Annotated in this window: 12 protein-coding genes; 2 read left to right on the plus strand and 10 right to left on the minus strand. The window is 71.3% G+C overall.

Going from position 1 to position 15,650, the window contains the following annotated elements; translation table 11 throughout:
- Positions 1–45 precede the first annotated feature (45 nt).
- The 3 genes from NMN56_RS31590 to NMN56_RS31600 are packed head-to-tail and all read right to left on the minus strand — an operon-like array spanning position 46 to position 3,499.
- Complete coding sequence (locus NMN56_RS31590) at positions 46–933, minus strand: SDR family oxidoreductase (protein ID WP_274046909.1); 888 nt, start codon at positions 931–933, stop codon at positions 46–48.
- Positions 930–1,913, minus strand: a complete 984-nt coding sequence (locus NMN56_RS31595) for an alpha/beta fold hydrolase (RefSeq protein WP_274046907.1) — start codon at positions 1,911–1,913, stop codon at positions 930–932. Before NMN56_RS31595 ends, NMN56_RS31590 begins: the two co-directional genes overlap by 4 nt.
- Complete coding sequence (locus NMN56_RS31600; RefSeq protein WP_274046906.1) at positions 1,910–3,499, minus strand: flavin-containing monooxygenase; 1,590 nt, start codon at positions 3,497–3,499, stop codon at positions 1,910–1,912. The genes NMN56_RS31595 and NMN56_RS31600 overlap by 4 nt, the downstream gene beginning before the upstream one ends.
- Positions 3,500–4,077: 578 nt before the next feature.
- Between NMN56_RS31600 and NMN56_RS31605 the strand changes: the two genes are divergently transcribed.
- Entirely contained in the window at positions 4,078–4,842 is a 765-nt protein-coding gene (locus tag NMN56_RS31605) for a MerR family transcriptional regulator (protein ID WP_274046970.1), read from the plus strand.
- A gap of 246 nt (positions 4,843–5,088) precedes the next feature.
- On the opposite strand, the gene NMN56_RS31610 is transcribed toward NMN56_RS31605, so the two are convergent.
- The 5 genes from NMN56_RS31610 to NMN56_RS31625 form a co-directional block, all read right to left on the minus strand.
- On the minus strand, positions 5,089–8,649 hold the full coding sequence (locus NMN56_RS31610) for an AfsR/SARP family transcriptional regulator (RefSeq protein WP_274046905.1): 3,561 nt from the start codon (positions 8,647–8,649) through the stop codon (positions 5,089–5,091).
- 1,228 nt (positions 8,650–9,877) lie between these two features.
- Entirely contained in the window at positions 9,878–11,188 is a 1,311-nt protein-coding gene (locus NMN56_RS31615; RefSeq protein ID WP_274046902.1) for a cytochrome P450, read from the minus strand.
- Positions 11,151–11,354 (minus strand): pentapeptide repeat-containing protein, encoded by a 204-nt coding sequence (locus tag NMN56_RS43410; protein ID WP_430542759.1) that lies wholly within the window; start codon positions 11,352–11,354, stop codon positions 11,151–11,153. The genes NMN56_RS31615 and NMN56_RS43410 overlap by 38 nt, the downstream gene beginning before the upstream one ends.
- Entirely contained in the window at positions 11,305–12,147 is an 843-nt protein-coding gene (locus tag NMN56_RS31620) for an alpha/beta fold hydrolase (protein WP_274046901.1), read from the minus strand. Before NMN56_RS31620 ends, NMN56_RS43410 begins: the two co-directional genes overlap by 50 nt.
- Before the next feature lie 277 nt (positions 12,148–12,424).
- The gene (locus tag NMN56_RS31625; RefSeq protein ID WP_274046900.1) at positions 12,425–13,228 is read right to left on the minus strand and encodes an exodeoxyribonuclease III; all 804 of its coding nucleotides are present in this window, start codon (positions 13,226–13,228) and stop codon (positions 12,425–12,427) included.
- 35 nt (positions 13,229–13,263) lie between these two features.
- On the opposite strand from NMN56_RS31625, the gene NMN56_RS31630 reads away from it, so the two are divergent.
- The gene (locus NMN56_RS31630; protein WP_274046899.1) at positions 13,264–13,767 is read left to right on the plus strand and encodes a GNAT family N-acetyltransferase; all 504 of its coding nucleotides are present in this window, start codon (positions 13,264–13,266) and stop codon (positions 13,765–13,767) included.
- 183 nt (positions 13,768–13,950) lie between these two features.
- Here NMN56_RS31630 and NMN56_RS31635 read toward each other — a convergent pair whose 3' ends face one another.
- Together NMN56_RS31635 and NMN56_RS31640 are read right to left on the minus strand one after the other, a co-directional pair.
- Positions 13,951–14,559, minus strand: a complete 609-nt coding sequence (locus NMN56_RS31635) for an ankyrin repeat domain-containing protein (RefSeq protein ID WP_274046968.1) — start codon at positions 14,557–14,559, stop codon at positions 13,951–13,953.
- 392 nt (positions 14,560–14,951) lie between these two features.
- Complete coding sequence (locus NMN56_RS31640; RefSeq protein ID WP_274046967.1) at positions 14,952–15,476, minus strand: GlcG/HbpS family heme-binding protein; 525 nt, start codon at positions 15,474–15,476, stop codon at positions 14,952–14,954.
- Positions 15,477–15,650 lie beyond the last annotated feature (174 nt).

Raw genomic sequence — 15,650 nt, forward strand, 5'->3', positions numbered from 1 at the left:
CCGCAAGAAGAACGGGCCGGCACACACCCCACAAACAGGCGGCGTCTAGCGCGAAGCGCGCGCCTTTTCATCGGCGTCCCCGCCCACCCCCAAAAGCCCCGTGGGAACCCCATGTTCCGCGATCCGCGGAGCGACGGCCCGCATTTCGCGCTGCCCGAGAGGTCCGCCTATGAGCGGCGGAAGGTAGCCGCGGATGGCCTGCATACCGCGGAGCCACCACTGCGCGTAGACGTGCGGTGAACGGCGTTCGACACCCGCGACGATGCGGTCGACGGCGGGCCCCAGCGGGTACGTCTTGTTGGTCGGCCACGGCAGCCGCTGCCGTACGTCGCGCATGACCTCGTCGGCGTCGGCGCCGCGCACCATGTCCGTGTCGGTCCAGCTCAGGTAACCGACGCCGACCCGCACTCCCTTATGGGCGACTTCCGCGCGCAGGCTGTGCGCGAACGCCTCGACGCCCGACTTGGACGCGCAGTACGCGGACATCATCGGCGCCGGCGTGATCGCGGCGAGCGAGGCGATCTGGAGGAAGTAGCCGCGCGATTCGGCGAGTACGGGCAGGAAGGCGCGGCCTGTGACGGCGCCGCCGATGAGGTTGACCTCGATGACCCGGCGCCAGGCGACGGGGTCGGAGTCCATGAAGGGACCGCCCACCGCGACACCCGCGTTGGCGATGGCGATGTCGACCTTCCCGAAGCGCTCTTTGACCTCCCGCGCGACCTGGGCCATGGCCTCGTGGTCGGTGACGTCCACATGCCAGTGGCCGGATTCGGTACGCAAGGAGGCGCTCACCCGCGCGAGTTCCTCGGGCTCCAGCCCGAGAAGCGCGATCCGTGCTCCTCTTGCGGCCAATTTGCGCGCCAGTAGTTCGCCGACTCCGCGTGCGCCGCCCGTGACGACGACGACCTGCCCCTCCAGGCTGACCCGGCTCATGCGCTCTCCTTCATGGTCGTGGCGGCGGCTGATCCCTGTGTGGCCCCGGTCAGGTGGTCTCTGGCCAGCCCGGTGAGCACGGCGCTCACCGACCCGGGCTCCTCCAGAGGTGTCATGTGCCCGCGCCCTTCCAGCTCGTGGACCCCGGTGCAGTCAGGGAGCATCGCCGCGAGACGACGGGCGTGCGGGAGGGGCGTGAGCCGGTCGCGGGTACCGGTGACAACGGCGGTGGGCGCCTTGAGGTACGGCACCTTCGCCGCCAGGTCGAGCCCCGCCAGCACCCCGCCCCACGCGGAACGTACGCCGGTGGGGCAGGCGTGCACGATCCGCGCTGTGGCCTCGGCGGTCTCCGGAAGGGGCCGGGGCCCGAGCGTGCCGTACGCGAGTGCCTTACGGGTCAGCGGCGTGACGGGGCCCAGCGGCGCACTGGCGCCGAGCAGCGCGCGGTGTGCGACGTGCCGCGCGCGCTCGGAGCGCAGGGGTATCACTCGCGCTTGCCCGGTCAGATGCTGCGCACCGGTACTGCACAGCATCAACGCGGCGCCGTGCTCGGCGAGTTGCGGACGCCCCGCGGCGGCCATGAGGGTCATGCCGCCCATGGAGTGCCCACCGATGACGGCCCGTTCGCCCGGTTCCAGCGCGACGTCGAGGACGGCGCACAGGTCGTCGGCGAGCATGGCTGTGGTGTACGCCTGAGGCGTCGCCGCTGCCGGGCTGCGGCCGTGTCCGCGCTGGTCGTAGACGACCACGCGAAGTCCGCTCGCGGTCAGTTCGCGTATGACCGGCGCCCAGAACAGGGTCGAGCAGGTCCATCCGTGCGCGAGAACGACAGCGGGATCGGCGGCATCGCCGTGCACCTCGACGGGAAAGCGCACGCCGTCCCCCGAGCGCGCGGTGAACTCCCGCGCGGGCACGGTCGGCGCGTACATCCCGGTGAGCCCCTTCGCCGTGGACTCCTGGTTCCCGGTGAGCCGGCTCATCGCGCGTCCTCCGCCGTGTGGAAGGCGTCGGTCGCCGCACCCCTGCTGACGCTGCCCGCGAGCAGGGGCGCCCTGCGGCGCGCGGGCTGCCCGCCGGGGCGCGGGGCGCGCAGCACCTCGTACTCCTCCAGCCACACCTCGCGGGTGGCCTTACGGAACTCGGCCGTCGTGCCGGGCCAGACGGCGACGGGCCGGCCCTGCGCGTCGAGGTACCAACTGGTGCAGCCGGTCTCCCACACGCTGCTCTTGATGCGTTCCCGTAGCTTCGCGTTGAAGGTGTGCTGGGCTATGGGACGTACGTCCAGCGCGGCCTTGTCGCCGCCTCCCAGGGTGTCCAGCTTGCGCACGTAGTCGACCATGTAGTTCAGCTGGGCCTCGATGATCAGAATCATCGAGCTGGTGCCGAGACCGGTGTTGGGCCCTATGACGAACAAGAAGTTGGGGAACCCCGTGGTCGTGGTACCGCGCAGCGCGTTCATGCCGTCCTCGGCCCAGGACTCGGCAAGCGTCTCCCCATCGGCGCCCTTCACCAGGTGCGCCACCGGCATGTCGGAAACGTAGAAGCCGCTGCAGAAGACGACCGCGTCGACCTCGGCCTCACGCCCGTCGGCCGAGATGAGCGTGTTGCCGCGTATCTCCTTGAGCCCGGAGTCGATCACGTCGGTGTTCGACTGGGCGAGCGCCGGATAGTAGTCGTTGGACAGCAGCGTGCGCTTGCAGCCGACGCGGTAGTCGGGAGTGAGCTTGCGGCGCAGTACGGGGTCCTTGACCGCGCGCTTCATGTGCGCGGTCGCCACCTTCTCCAACGCGGGGAGCAGGGCCGGGTAGTTGGCGAAGACCTGCGTCTCCAGCTCCCGAACGCCCCACAGGGCGAAACGGCGCAGCTTCTGGGTGGCGGGCAACTTGGCGTGCAGCTTCTTCTCAAACCCCGAGATGCGGCGGTCGTTGCGCGGGATGACCCAGGCGGGCGTGCGCTGGAAGACGGTCAGCTCGCCGACGACCGGCTGGATGGCGGGAACGATCTGGATCGCCGAGGCCCCGGTGCCGATGACGGCGACGCGCTTGCCTCGCAGGTCGTAGGAGTGGTCCCAGGTGGACGAGTGGAAGACCTTGCCCTCGAACGAGTCGAGCCCGGGTATGTCCGGCAGCTTCGGCTCGGACAGGGGTCCCGTCGCGGAGACGACGAGGTCGGCCGTGAGGGTGCCGCCCGAGGTCTCGACGCGCCAGTGGAGCTCCTCCGCGTCCCAACTCATCTGCTGTACCTCGGTGTTGAACCTGATGTGCTGCCGCAGCCCGAAGGTGTCGGCCACCCGGTCCAGGTACGCGCGTATGTCGGGCTGCGGTGAGAACGCGCGCGGCCACTCGGCGTTGGGTGCGAAGGAGAAGGAGTACAGGTGCGACGGTATGTCGCAGGCGCAGCCCGGATACGTGTTGTCGTGCCAGGTGCCGCCGACGGCCTCCCTGCGCTCAAGAACGACGAAATCCGTGATTCCCGCGCGGCGCAGACGGACGGCCGCTCCGAGGCCGCCGAATCCGGATCCGATCACCGCCACCCGTACGTGCTCTTGCTCGTGCTCGGCCGCCATTCCGCCGCCTCCCGGGGTGTATTGCCGTCCAGTGCGGTCCACCAGTGCCGCCCACGGCCATCCAGACCGCGCCAGTAATCACTGGCACCTTTCGGAGAGTAGAGCAGTCGCATACTCATGGGTAGGGGTCGGCGCAGGGAAAGTTACCGCCGGTTGCACCAGCCTCCCGGCGCGATACGGCCGCATAGGCTGGCACCGTGGCGAGCGCGAACGACGAACCAAGAACTGACGACGGAGGTGCGGCCTCCCCCCGGAAGCACGGCACACCCGCCCCCGAGCCGGGCGCACCCGGCACACCCGACGACGACCCCCGCACCCCCAGCACACCCGGCGCACCCCGCACACCAGGCGGACGGGGCGAGACCGGCACACCCGACCCGCCCGGCGAGCCCGCCGGACGCGGCGAGCCAGGCATGTCCGGCGAACCGAGCGGGCTTGACGAACCTTGTATGTCCGGCGAACCCAGCGCACCCAGCGCATCTGGCACACCCAACGGCGGGCCGGACGCACCCCGAAGCCGCCCACCCGAATCCGGCATACTCGACGACCCCTACCCCCACCCCTCCGGCGGGCCCGGCATGCCGGAGGAACCCGGGGAAGGGAAGCGGGAGTTCCGGGCGGCCGAACTGGCGCAAGCGGCCGGCATCACCACCCGCACCCTGCGCTTCTACCGCGAGCGCCGCCTCCTCTCGCCGCCTCGCCGCGAGGGCCGTATCGCCTGGTACGACGAACACCACCTCGCCCGCCTGCGCACCATTACGGCACTGCTGGCACGCGGCCACACCCTCGGCGGCATCGCCGACCTACTGGGCGCCTTCGAGAAGGGCCGCGACGCACGTACGGCTGCCGAGGTCCTCGGCCTCGACGGGGCGGCCCTGACGACCCCGATCTCCGACGAGACGCCCGTACGACTCACGCCCGAGGAACTCGCCGACTACTTCCAGGGCGAGGTCACCGTCGACAACCTCGCCGCCTCACTCGACATCGGCTATGTCGCCGTCGACGGCGAGGAGTTCGTCCACACCAGCCGCCGCCTCCTGGACGCCTCGGCGGAACTCGTCGCCAAGGGCATCCCCCTCGCGGCCGTCCTCGCCGCCGGCCGCGAACTGCGCACCCAGACGGACGTCATCGCCGGCCTCTTCGCGCGCCTCTTCCGCGACCACCTCCTGCCCCTCCAGGACACCACCGACCCCAACCACCTCAACGACCTACTGACCCGCGTCGGCCCCATCGCCCGCGACGTCGTCCAAGCCGAACTCGGCCTCTCCCTCGACCGCACCATCCGCGCGGAACTGGAGGAATGGCTGCGGGGGGCGGGAGAGGGTTCGTCGGGCGGGGAGTGACGGCGCCCCGGCAAGAGCAACACAGGGGCACCTCGAACACATGTAGGGGTCGGAGACGTCAGCGTTACCCGCACGTAGACACAAAAGAGTGGCTAGTCTGCGGCCTGTTAATTGGTCAACTCGCTTTAGGAGGAGCCCCGTTGAACAGCTCGATCGCCATGGCCGACCACCGTCCCCACGCTGCCGAAGAGGAGGCGTTCCCGCCCATCTTCATGTGGTTTGCCCCCATGGCATAACGGCGGCTCTTCAGGCTCCGGTCTCTCCTGGTTCCTCAAGGTAGTGCTTGAGCACCCTTGCCTCCTCCAGAGAACCGAGCCGCTCGTAGAGCCTCAGCGCGTCCTTCGCGAATCCCTTCGCGGAGGGCGCGCCTTGCGTGATCAGGAGCGTGCGTGCGATCCCGTCCAGGGCATGGGCCATCTCCCGTGGTGCCCCCACGGAGCGCGCGCCGTCCAGGGCCTCTTGGAAGGCCGTCAGTGCCTCCTCGTAACGCCCGAGTGCCCGCCGCGCGGTACCCATCCCGATCAGTGCCGTCTGCTGCTCACAGGGGGCCGCGATCCGCCGGGCAACGTCCTCGGCACGCGTGTAGTGCCACAGGGCCTCGCTGTGCCGACCGTCCGCAGCGAAGAGGGAGCCTAGGCCACTGAGCGTGTCGGCCTCGCCTCGCGGATCGTGGCTGTCCCGGTAGCTCGCGAGGGCGTTCCGGAGGTAGTCCAGGGCCCGGTCCGTCTCCCCCATGGCTTGGCACACCATCCCCAGGTTGTTGTAAAGGTTCGCCCTCTCCTGGCGCCCACCGACCACTTGCGCCAGTTCGAGCGACCTCTCGAAGTGCGCACGCGCCTCCTCGTAGCGCATCTCATGGCGATACACTTCGCCGAGATTGTTGATGGCCCGCATCTGCCCGTAGAGGTCCTCCGTAGCCTTGTGCAGAGCCAGCATGGCGAGGAACTGCTCACGGGCTTCCTGAGGCAGCCCCAGCTTGTGCAGCACGACGCCTCTCACGTTCAGCACGTTCGCCTCCAGGGCGCGGTCCTCGCCCGCGCGGGAGAGCGTGAGCGCACGGCCCAGGGCGCGCAGCGCGTCGGGCATGCGGCCTGCCGCAAAGTGGGCCCGGGCCATCTGGAAGCAGGCGTGGGCCTGCCCGTGCTCGTCCCGTAGATACTCGAAGATGTCGTACGCCTCGCAGGTGCAGCGCAACGCCTCGGCGTGCGCATCCTGCGCAAGCACTTCCGCGCGCTCCACCAGCGTCCGCGCCAGCACCTCCCGCGGACCGTCTTCCCTCAGCACGGCCTCCGCCGCCGCGTGCAGCTCCGCTGCCACGTCCCAGGCGCCCCAGAGCTTGAGGGAGGGGGCGAGGACGTGCGGGAAGAGGGCCGCGTGGGCGGGGGACTCGGTGGTGGCTGTGCGGGCGAGGGCGAGGAGGTTGGCCCGTTCGACGGTGAGCCAGACCGCGGCCTCGTCCGCGTCGGCGAAGTCCGGTGCGTGAGGGGAACGTTGCTCCACCGGCAGCGCGATCCTGCGCCGGTGCGGATGTGTGAGCCGGTCAGCGCGGTCGGCGGCGGTGAGGTGGTGCGCGAGAAGCCGGTCGAGCGCTTCCTGCCGCGCACCGGCGGACTCCTCGGCGCGGCAGACCCTACGGGCGAACGCGGCGGTCAGGTCATGCAGCGCGAAGCGTTCGCAGACGGGTTCCTCCAGAAGGTGATGGTCCAGAAGCGTGGCGAGCGTACGGCTGAGCGCCGGGTCCCCGTCCGCGTCGGCGAGCGCCCGCGCGGCGCCGAGGTCCAGGTCGGGCCCCGGGTGGAGACCGAGACGCCTGAAGAGCCGCTGGGCCGGCGCTTCGAGCGCCATGTAGGAGAGCCGGAAGGCCGACTCGACGACGTCGCCGTCGAGTTCGTCGAGCGGGTCGTCGGCCCGCTCGACACGCTCGACGAGATGTCCGAGGTCCCATGACTGGCGGTACCGGAAGCCGCTCGCGAGGATCTGGAGCGAGAGCGGGTGCCCGTCGTAGGCGCCGACGACACGGTGCACCTGGGCCAGGTCCGGTACCCGCGCGTCCCCCACGACACGGGCGAACAACGCGGCGGCGTCCCCTGTGTGCAGCACGTCGAGGAAGAGGAAGTCGGCGCCTTCGAGCGCGGTGAGGCCACTGCGGCTGGTGACGAGTACCCGGCAGGTGGCAGCCCCGGGCAGCAGGGGACGCACCTGTGCCGCGTCCTTGGCGTTGTCCAGCACAAGGAGGGCCCGGCGTCGCGCCGTCCACTCGCGCCAGCGCCCTGAGCGGGCCTCCAGGGAGGACGACTGGGGGTTCTCCAGCGCGGGATCGGTGGCGCCCGCGGCACGCAACAGGATGCCGAGCACTTCGGCGGGGTCACAGGGGCGCTGCTGCTCGCTGTAGCCGCGCAGGTCCACGTAGAAGGCGCCGTCGGGGTACTCGGCTGTGAGCCTGTGCGCTGCGTGCACAGCCAGGGTGGTCTTGCCGATTCCGGCCATTCCGTGCACGACGGTCAGCGGGAGGGCGCTCTCTCCGGCAGGGGCGGGGGCGGTGAGGAGGGCGAGTTCGTGGGCCCTTCCGGTGAAGTCGCGGACGTCGCGCGGAAGGCTGTTGGGGGGCGGCGCGGCGTTACGGGGGCTGAGGGACGCCTCGCCGGGGTGGGGCGCGGGGGCTGCGGCCGGAGCCGTGGGGGCCGGGGACGGTGTGCACGGGGCTGTAGCGGACTGCACCGTTCCGGAGGGCGCCGTACCGGCCGGGGCCGTAGCGGACGTACGGGTGCCGCGGGCGGCCGGGTTCTGGCGTGCCCCGCAGGTCCCGTGGGCCGTTCGGGGCCCACGGGCCGCACGCTTCTCATGGGCCACACGTGGCTCTTCGGCCGCACGTGTCTCCTCGGCCGCACGTGTCTTCTCGGCCGCGCCGGAAGCATCGACAGCACCTCCCGCACCAACCGCCGCCCTGGCCACAGGGGTGAGGCCGGTGTCGTCGGCTGTCGCGGTGGCACCGGCCGCGTCGGGCGCTCCGACGGGGGCAGAGGGGTGGACCGGGCGCGCGGCCGGGCGCTCAGGGGCGCCGGTTCCCTGGAGCAGGCGGGTGTGCAGAGCCCGCAGCTCGGCCCTGGGTTCGATCCCCTGGCTCTCCCGCAGGCGGCGCCGCAGGTCACGGTAGACGGCGAGTGCCTCATCGGTACGCCCGGAATGGTCGAGCGCGGTCATCAGGGCGCCGATCTGCTTCTGCGCGAGGGGGTATTCGGCGACCATCTCGTACAACTCACCGATCAGATCGGCGTGGCGGCCGAGTTCGAGCTGGAGGCGGATGCGTTCCTCGCGCACGCGCCGGTGTTCCTCTTCGAGCCGCGCGCGGACGGAACCGGCCCATTCGGAGGGGAGTTCGGCGAACGGTTCGCCGCGCCAGAGCGCGTCCGCCGTGTTCAGCAGGCCGATGGCGAGTTCGCGGTCGCCGCGAGCCGCCGCCGCTGCGGCGTCCCGCTTCAGCCTCTGGAAGCACCACAGGTCCACGGATTCCTCGTCGGCCACGGCCAGTTGGTAGAGCCCGGAGGCGGGGCGGTCGATGCTCACCTGGTCCCCCACCGCGTGCTGCAGTACGGACCGCAGCCGCGAGACAAGGGGGTTCAGGGACTCCTGCGGCTTGGCGGGCGGTTCGTCCCCCCACACGCGCTCGATCAGCTTGTGGCTGGGGAGTGACGCGCCCCGCGCGTACAGCAGCACGGTGAGCACGCCGCGCGACTTCGCCGATCCCAGTTCGATCTGCTGGTTGTTCTCCCAGAGTTCCAGAGGGCTTCCCAGCGCGAGGAATCTCACCGACGCCCCCCTGCGGTCTGTCCGTCTTCCACGGTGTCCGGCCTTCGCTACGGGCTCTGCCGGGTCTGCCGGGCTCTGCCGGGCGGTACGGGCGAGGCCCGGCCGTAGCCGTACGGGCGGAGACCGGCCGTACGGGCTGAGCCCGTGGGAACGGGGAGTCCACCGGCGTCGAGCCTCTGACCCCCCGTACATGTGTGCGTCTGCTCCCTCACTCTTGCTCCCGGTCGAGGGGGAGCGGGCAGGGGCGCACGGGTGCGCGGCGGGAGGCGCACGGCCTGCCGCAACAGGAACACAAGGTTCCCGCAAGGCAGGCTCCACGGGGGCACGGGTAGGCACGCCAGGTCGGTCGGCCGACCGTCGCACACCACGGTTTCGCGACACTACTGGGGGGCTCATGACGGCACTGCTGCTGGACATCGAAGGACCACGGCCGCTGCGCGCCGCGATGGTGACCACGGGACACGCCGCGGTCCGCCGCGTCCGGGTCACCCTGCGCTCCGCGTGCACGCCGGACCGTCTCGTCGAAGACACGCATCTACGGGTGCGCTTGCCCGCAGCCGCGCCCTGGCCGGCCATGGCCGACGTCCTCCTGGAACGGGGCAGCGGCGAGCCGGCGGCGGAGGACCTGGCCGCTCGCAACCCGGGGGCGCTGGTGACCGGCGCCCACCTCGGCAGCCGCTGCTGGCTGCGCCTGCAGGCTCCGGAAGTCACGCAAGTAGCGCTCAACGCGGCCCACTTCGCTCTACTGCCCTGGCGGTCGTGGGCCTCGCTCGCCCACACATGGCTCGTCGCCGGCCTCCCTGGCGACGAACTCGCTTCATCCCGCGTACGAGTGCTCCAGGTGAGCAGAACACCCGTGAACGCGGGAGCGTCCCGCGCACACGGAGGCGTGCCTCTGGCGAGCGAAGGCGCACCGCTTGGGTGCGGTGGAGTGCCCCTTACGAACCGGGGAGCGCCCCTTGTGGACGGAGACGCGAGCCGCGGGAGCGGAGCGGCTGACCACATGAGCGAAGGCCCAGACCGCGTGGGCGGACGCGCAGACCGCACGCAAGGAGAGGAGTCGCCCAGGAGCGGGGAGGCGGACCGCGCCTCCGGCCCTTCCGCTACGCCGAGCCCGACGACTGCCCCGGCTGCACCCGATGCCCCCGTTGCCTTCGTGACGCCCGCGACGCCCGTGACCCCCCATGGCCCCGTGGCTTTCACGGCCCCGTGATTCCCACGGCACGCGCTACGCCGCGAGACGCACCGGCAGCGCCTTCACCCCGTGGATGAAGTTCGAGACCAGCCGCCGTACCTCGCCCCCGGGGCCCGGTAGCCGCTCGTACGGCGGCAGCAGTCGGGCGGCCTCCTCGTGGAGGGCGCGGAGCTGGAGGCGGGCGAAGTGCGCGCCGAGACAGACGTGGGGGCCTTCACCGAAGGCGAGATGGGGGTTCGGGGCGCGGGCGAGGTCGAGGGTGTGCGGGGCGGCGAAGACGCGCTCGTCGTAGTTCGCCGAGGCGTGGAAGACGACGATCTTCTCTCCGGCGCTGAGGCGCTGCCCGCCCAACTCGGTGTCCCGGGCGACGGTGCGCCGGAAGCTCAGAACGGGCGTGTGCCAGCGCAGCAGCTCCTCGACGGCCGCAGAGACGCCGGCGGTGTCCCCGGCCCGCACAAGGCCCCTCAAAGCGTCCTGTGCGGTCCGATTCTCGGCGAGCCCGAGGAGGCCGCCTGGTGCCGCGCTGCGCACCGTGTCGTTGCCCGCGACGGTCAGCAGGAAGAAGAACATCTCCAGTTCGGGGCCGGTCAGTTCGTGGGCGAGCGAGGTGAGGACGTCGTCCGCCGGATGTGCGCGCTTGTGGGCCGCCAAATCCCGCGCGTAGTCGAACATCTCGCGCAGCATCGCGGGCGAACGGGGGTTGGCGGGACGGCCGTCGGGTCCCAGCACGGTCACGGCCTGTTCCGGGTCCTGGTAGCCGATGACGCGCTCCGTCCACTCCAGGAGCAGGCCACGGTCGCCGGCGGGGACGCCGAGCAGGTCAGCGAGGTTCAGCAGCGCGAAGTCGTCGGTGACGGCGGCGACCAGGTCGCAACTCCCCCGCCGCCGCGCCTCGTCGCGCGCCGCCGTGAACAGCCGCCGCGCACGCGCCCGTACGTCGGCCTCGAACCGCTCCACGCGGCGGGGCGTGAAGGCACCGCTGACGAGGGTGCGCAGCCGCTTGTGTGCCGGCGGATCCTGGTTGAGCATCATCCGCCGGATGAACGACAGGTCGTCCGGGTCGGGATCGCGGATCTGGGTGGCGCCCTCATGGGAGGAGAACTCTCCGGGCGAGCGCAGGACGCGCAGCACGTCAGCGTGGCGCGTCACCGCCCAGAAGCCCGGCCCTTCCGGCCAGCCGAGCACCTCGTACTCGTCCTGCCACGCGACGGGACGACTGGCGCGCAGCGTGCGGAACGCGTCGTGCGGGATGCCGGAGGCGTACACACGGGGATCGAAGACGTCGGGGACACCGCCGGAGCCTGGCTCACCCGCGCGGCCGGCAGGCCCGGCTCTCGGGCTCACCCGGCGCCTCCTCCGTGCCCATCGCCCCTGCGCCCGTGAGGTCCACGTCCTGCAGGTCCGCGTCCGTCAGGTCCGCGCCCGTCGCCCGCGTGCCCGTATGCCGCCATGCGCGGCACTCACTCGCCGCCGTCCGCGCGGAGGAAGTCCTCGGCGGCGCGGACGGCACCGAGAGGCGTCTCGTCCATCAAGTAGTGCCCCGCGCCGTTCATTTCGACGAGTTCGGCCGCTTCGTACCACTGGAGCCACGTCGCCCGCATCACCTCGGCCGTCAGCGACGGGTCTTCGCTCCCCACGACCACCCGCACAGGTACCTGGAAACCCCGCACCTGGTCACGGAAGTCCTCCAGCGCCCAGGAGTCGAGCCACGCCCTGACAGCTGCCGGGTCGCAGCGCTGAGTGGAAGCGCGCACCATACGGACGAGCCACGCGGCCGGGCAGCGGCCTCCCGTGGTGTCGTCGATGATCTCCCTGCGGTTCTCCGGGCGTTCGCCCGCACCCGCGAACAGCTCCCACCGGTCGTCCCGCAGGGGCACTCCGCTCGCCGGTACGGGCGCGAGGCCCACCATCCGGCGCACCCGTTCGGGAGCCGCCACCAGTACGCGCTGGATGATGGCGCCGCCCATCGAGTGCCCTACGAGCGAGAAGCGGTCCCACCCGAGCGAGTCAGCCAGCGCGAGGATGTCGCCCGCCGCCTCCGATGTGGTGCAGGCGCCAGGTGTGGACCTCGCCTCCCCGTAGCCGCGCAGGTCGGGTACGGCGTAGCTGAACGTCTGCTCGTCCAGGTCACCGATGATCCCGTCGTAGGAGGTCCGGTCGCACAACCAGCCGTGTACGGCGATGACATGGTGTGCGCCCTCGCCCACGCGTGTGTGCGGCAGCGCGACCGGTTTCCCGGAAACACCGGACCCACCGGACCCACTGCGCTCTCCTGGAGCGCCGTCAGACGTCACAGCGGCCATAAGGGACCTCCCCATCAGACACGCGGACCCCCTGCCCGCGCGCCCACCCTGACCCCCGCCGCACGGCCTCCGCAAGACCGTCAACGGCCCCTCACGTGCACGTGGTTCGGCCCGGGGACGAAGCCCGGCCGGGGGTACGGGGCTCGCTCACGAGTCCGGAGCCGCCGGGAGGGGGTCGGACAGCTCCGGGCGCGACCACGGGAGAGCCAGGTGGTGCTGGACGACTACGGGAGTCGTGACGGGCACGACCACGGGAGCCATGTGGTGCCGGGCACGGCTAGTGGTCGAAGACCGCCGACACGGGAGCGTGGTCGCTCCACCTCTGGTCGTGCGTCGCTGCACGCTCCACGTACGCCTTCACCGCGCGGGACGCCAGGCCGGGCGTGGCCATGTGGTAGTCGATCCGCCAGCCGGTGTCGTTGTCGAAGGCGCGTCCCCGGTACGACCACCACGAGTACGGCCCCTCCACTTCGGGGTGGAGTCCGCGGACGACGTCCATGTAGCCGCCTTCGGACGCGTCGAGGACGCGTGAGAGCCAGGCGCGTTCCTCGGGCAGGAAGCCGGACGACTTACGGTTGCCGCGCCAGTTCTTCAGGTCTGCCTCCTGGTGTGCGATGTTCCAGTCGCCGCACACCAGTACCTCGCGCCCTCCGGCAGCCGACCGCTCGCGCAGGTCGCACAAGTAGGGCAGAAACGCCTTCATGAAGCGTTCCTTCTCGTCCTGGCGTTCCGTGCCCACCTCGCCGGACGGCAAGTAGAGGCTGGCCACGGTGAGCCCGGGCAGATCCGCCTCCACATAGCGTCCCGATTCCTCGAACTCCTCCGTGCCGAACCCCACCCGCACGGCCTCGGGCTCCTGACGTGTGAGCAATGCCACACCCGCCCGGCCCTTGGCTGCGGACGGGGCGTAGAAGGCGTGCCACCCCTCCGGGTCCCGCACGGCGTCAGTCAGCTGGTGCGACTCCGCACGGACCTCCTGGAGGCACACCACGTCCGCTTCCGTGGCCGCCAGCCACTCCACGTAACCCTTCTTGGCCGCGGCTCGCAGACCGTTGACGTTCACCGTTGTCACCTTGCGCATCCATGCACCTTACCGACGGGCCTTACGATGCCGGGATGCAGATCGTTCCCGTCCATTTCGATCATCCGGACGCGCTGAAGCTGAACGGAATCGTGCTCCAGGAGTACGCCGAGCGGTACGGCGACCCGGAGGGCGACGCGACGCCGCTGGACCCGGCGATGTTCAGCCCACCGCGCGGCCTGTACCTGCTCGCGTACGACGACGAGGGGCGGCCGGTGGCGACCGGAGGCTGGCGTGCGCAGGACGGGAACGAAGAGAACTACGAGGACGGCGACGCGGAGCTGAAGCGCATGTTCGTCGTCCAGGAGGCGCGTGGGCAGGGGCTGGCCCGACGCATACTCGCCTGCCTGGAGGACGACGCACGGGAGACCGGCCGCTCCCGGATGGTCCTGGAGACCGGCATAGAACAGCCCGAGGCGATCGGGCTCTACACGTCCTCGGGCTACCAACCGGCTCCCCGGAAATTCGGCCTCTACCGCTTCCACGAGGAGAGCCGCTGCTTCGTGAAGCCCCTCCGTCGAATACCGGGGCGCCCCTGAAGATCCGCTCCGCCACACCGGCCGGGCCGCCCCGAGCAGGCTCCGCCGGTCACATAGGTCACGACCACCGGCGCCCCTGCGAAACCACCCCGCCACAGGGCGCGCGGTCGCCCGGCCCGGTTCGTCGGCCAGGCACCTCAGCCGACCGGTCCCGCCGGTCCTCCCGGTCCCGTCGGCCTCCGGTCAGTCACCGTCCCGTTCGGCCTCCCGCAGCAGCTTCGCGATCTCGTCGTACCCGCGCTGCTCGGCATGGCGCAGCGGCGTCACGCCCTCCATGTCCGCGATGCGAGGCGAGGCCCCCGCGTCCAGGGGGAGCCCGACGATCTTCTGGTGGTCACGGCCGCCGTCGCCGAGGATCACGGCTTCCAGGAGCGCGGTCCAGCCGAGCCTGTTGACGTGGTCCACCTTGATGCCAGTAGTGCGCAGGACTTCGCGTACGTACCCGACGTGCCCCCGCTCGCTGGCCGGGATGAGCGAGGTGCCTCCGAACCGGTTGGTGACGCTGTAGTCGGGCTTGGCCGGCGTCAGCACGCGGGCCATCTCCACGCTGCCGGTCACGCCGGTGACCAGCCACGCGCTGTCCTCGCGCTCGTCCTGCGCGTCCGGGTCGGCGCCCACCTCCACCAGGGCACGCGCGGCGCCCACATGGTCGCCGAGCACGGCCAGCAGCAGCGGCGTACGACCCTTCCCGTCCCGTGTGTCCACCCGGGCGCCCGCCTTCAGGGCCGCGCGTACAGCCTTGTCGTCACCGTCCTCGGCGGCCTTGAGCAGCGCCCTGCCCGCCTCCCGCAGCTGTGCCGAGGTCGGGGACGGCGGCGAGGGCCGGGGCGCCGAGGACGACGAGGAGGGCCCGTCGGGTGACGGCGAGGCCGCCGGGGAGGACGCGGCCCGGGAGCGCTTCTCCGGGGCGCCGGAGCCGCCTTCCTGCACCGTGCAGGCCGCGAGGACGGCGACTCCCAGCGCTCCTGCCACCATCGTGCCGAGCGGCCTCACCGTCCGGACGCAGTTGTCGATCATCCTTCTCGCAAAGGGTTGTCGTCTCACAACGGGGCGTCGTCCCATCGCTCGTTTCCTCCTCGCTCGCCGCGCGGTACGCCGGTACGCCGGTACGTGTGACGCGGGGCGTCCCGCAGGGGCCTCTCAGGTGAACGCCTTCGGCCGGGCGGATGCCTCCTGGCTGCCCGCTACTTGTTGAGCGCCCGCACTCCGGCCTGCGCGAACTTCTCGTCCAGGTCGCCACTGGGCGCGCCCGCTACCCCGATGCCGGCGACCGGTGCCCCCTTGGCCGCGACCGGCGTGCCGCCCGCGAGGAACAGCGTGCCGGGGATGTCTTTCAGAGTGGGTGCCTTCTCCAGCCGCTTGGCCAACTCGGACGTGGGCGCGTTCCAAGAGACGGCGGTGTAGCCCTTCTTCACCGCTGACTCGTAGGACTGCAGTCCCGCGCCGTCGCCGCGCAGCGTCACCAGGGTGTTGCCGTTGCGGTCGACCACCGCGACGGACACCTTCTGGCTCTCCTTTTCGGCCGCTTCGAGCGTCGCGCGTGCCGCCTTGGTGGCCGCGTCGACGGACAGGTGCCGTGTACGGGTGAGGTTCCCCTCGTCCGCTCCGGCCTTGACGGGTGCCGTCTGCGGCGCGGAGGGCGAGGCGGTGGCGGAGACGGCGCCGAAGGTGGCCACCCCGGCTGCCGCCAGCCCGCCCACGGCCGCCATGGCCACCAGCCGGCCGCGACGGGGCCTCTTCGTGCGGCTACGGGGTTCCTGCGTGTGCTGCGACATGTCTGCTCCCTGTGCTCGGAGTTCGGGGATCGGGGGGGCGGACCGGGTTCGCCGTGTTCCGTCCGCCGTGTCTCCATGCTGGGTACGGTCACGGTTCCCCCGGGTCGG

Source organism: Streptomyces iconiensis (assembly GCF_028657195.3).
Lineage (GTDB): Bacteria > Actinomycetota > Actinomycetes > Streptomycetales > Streptomycetaceae > Streptomyces > Streptomyces iconiensis.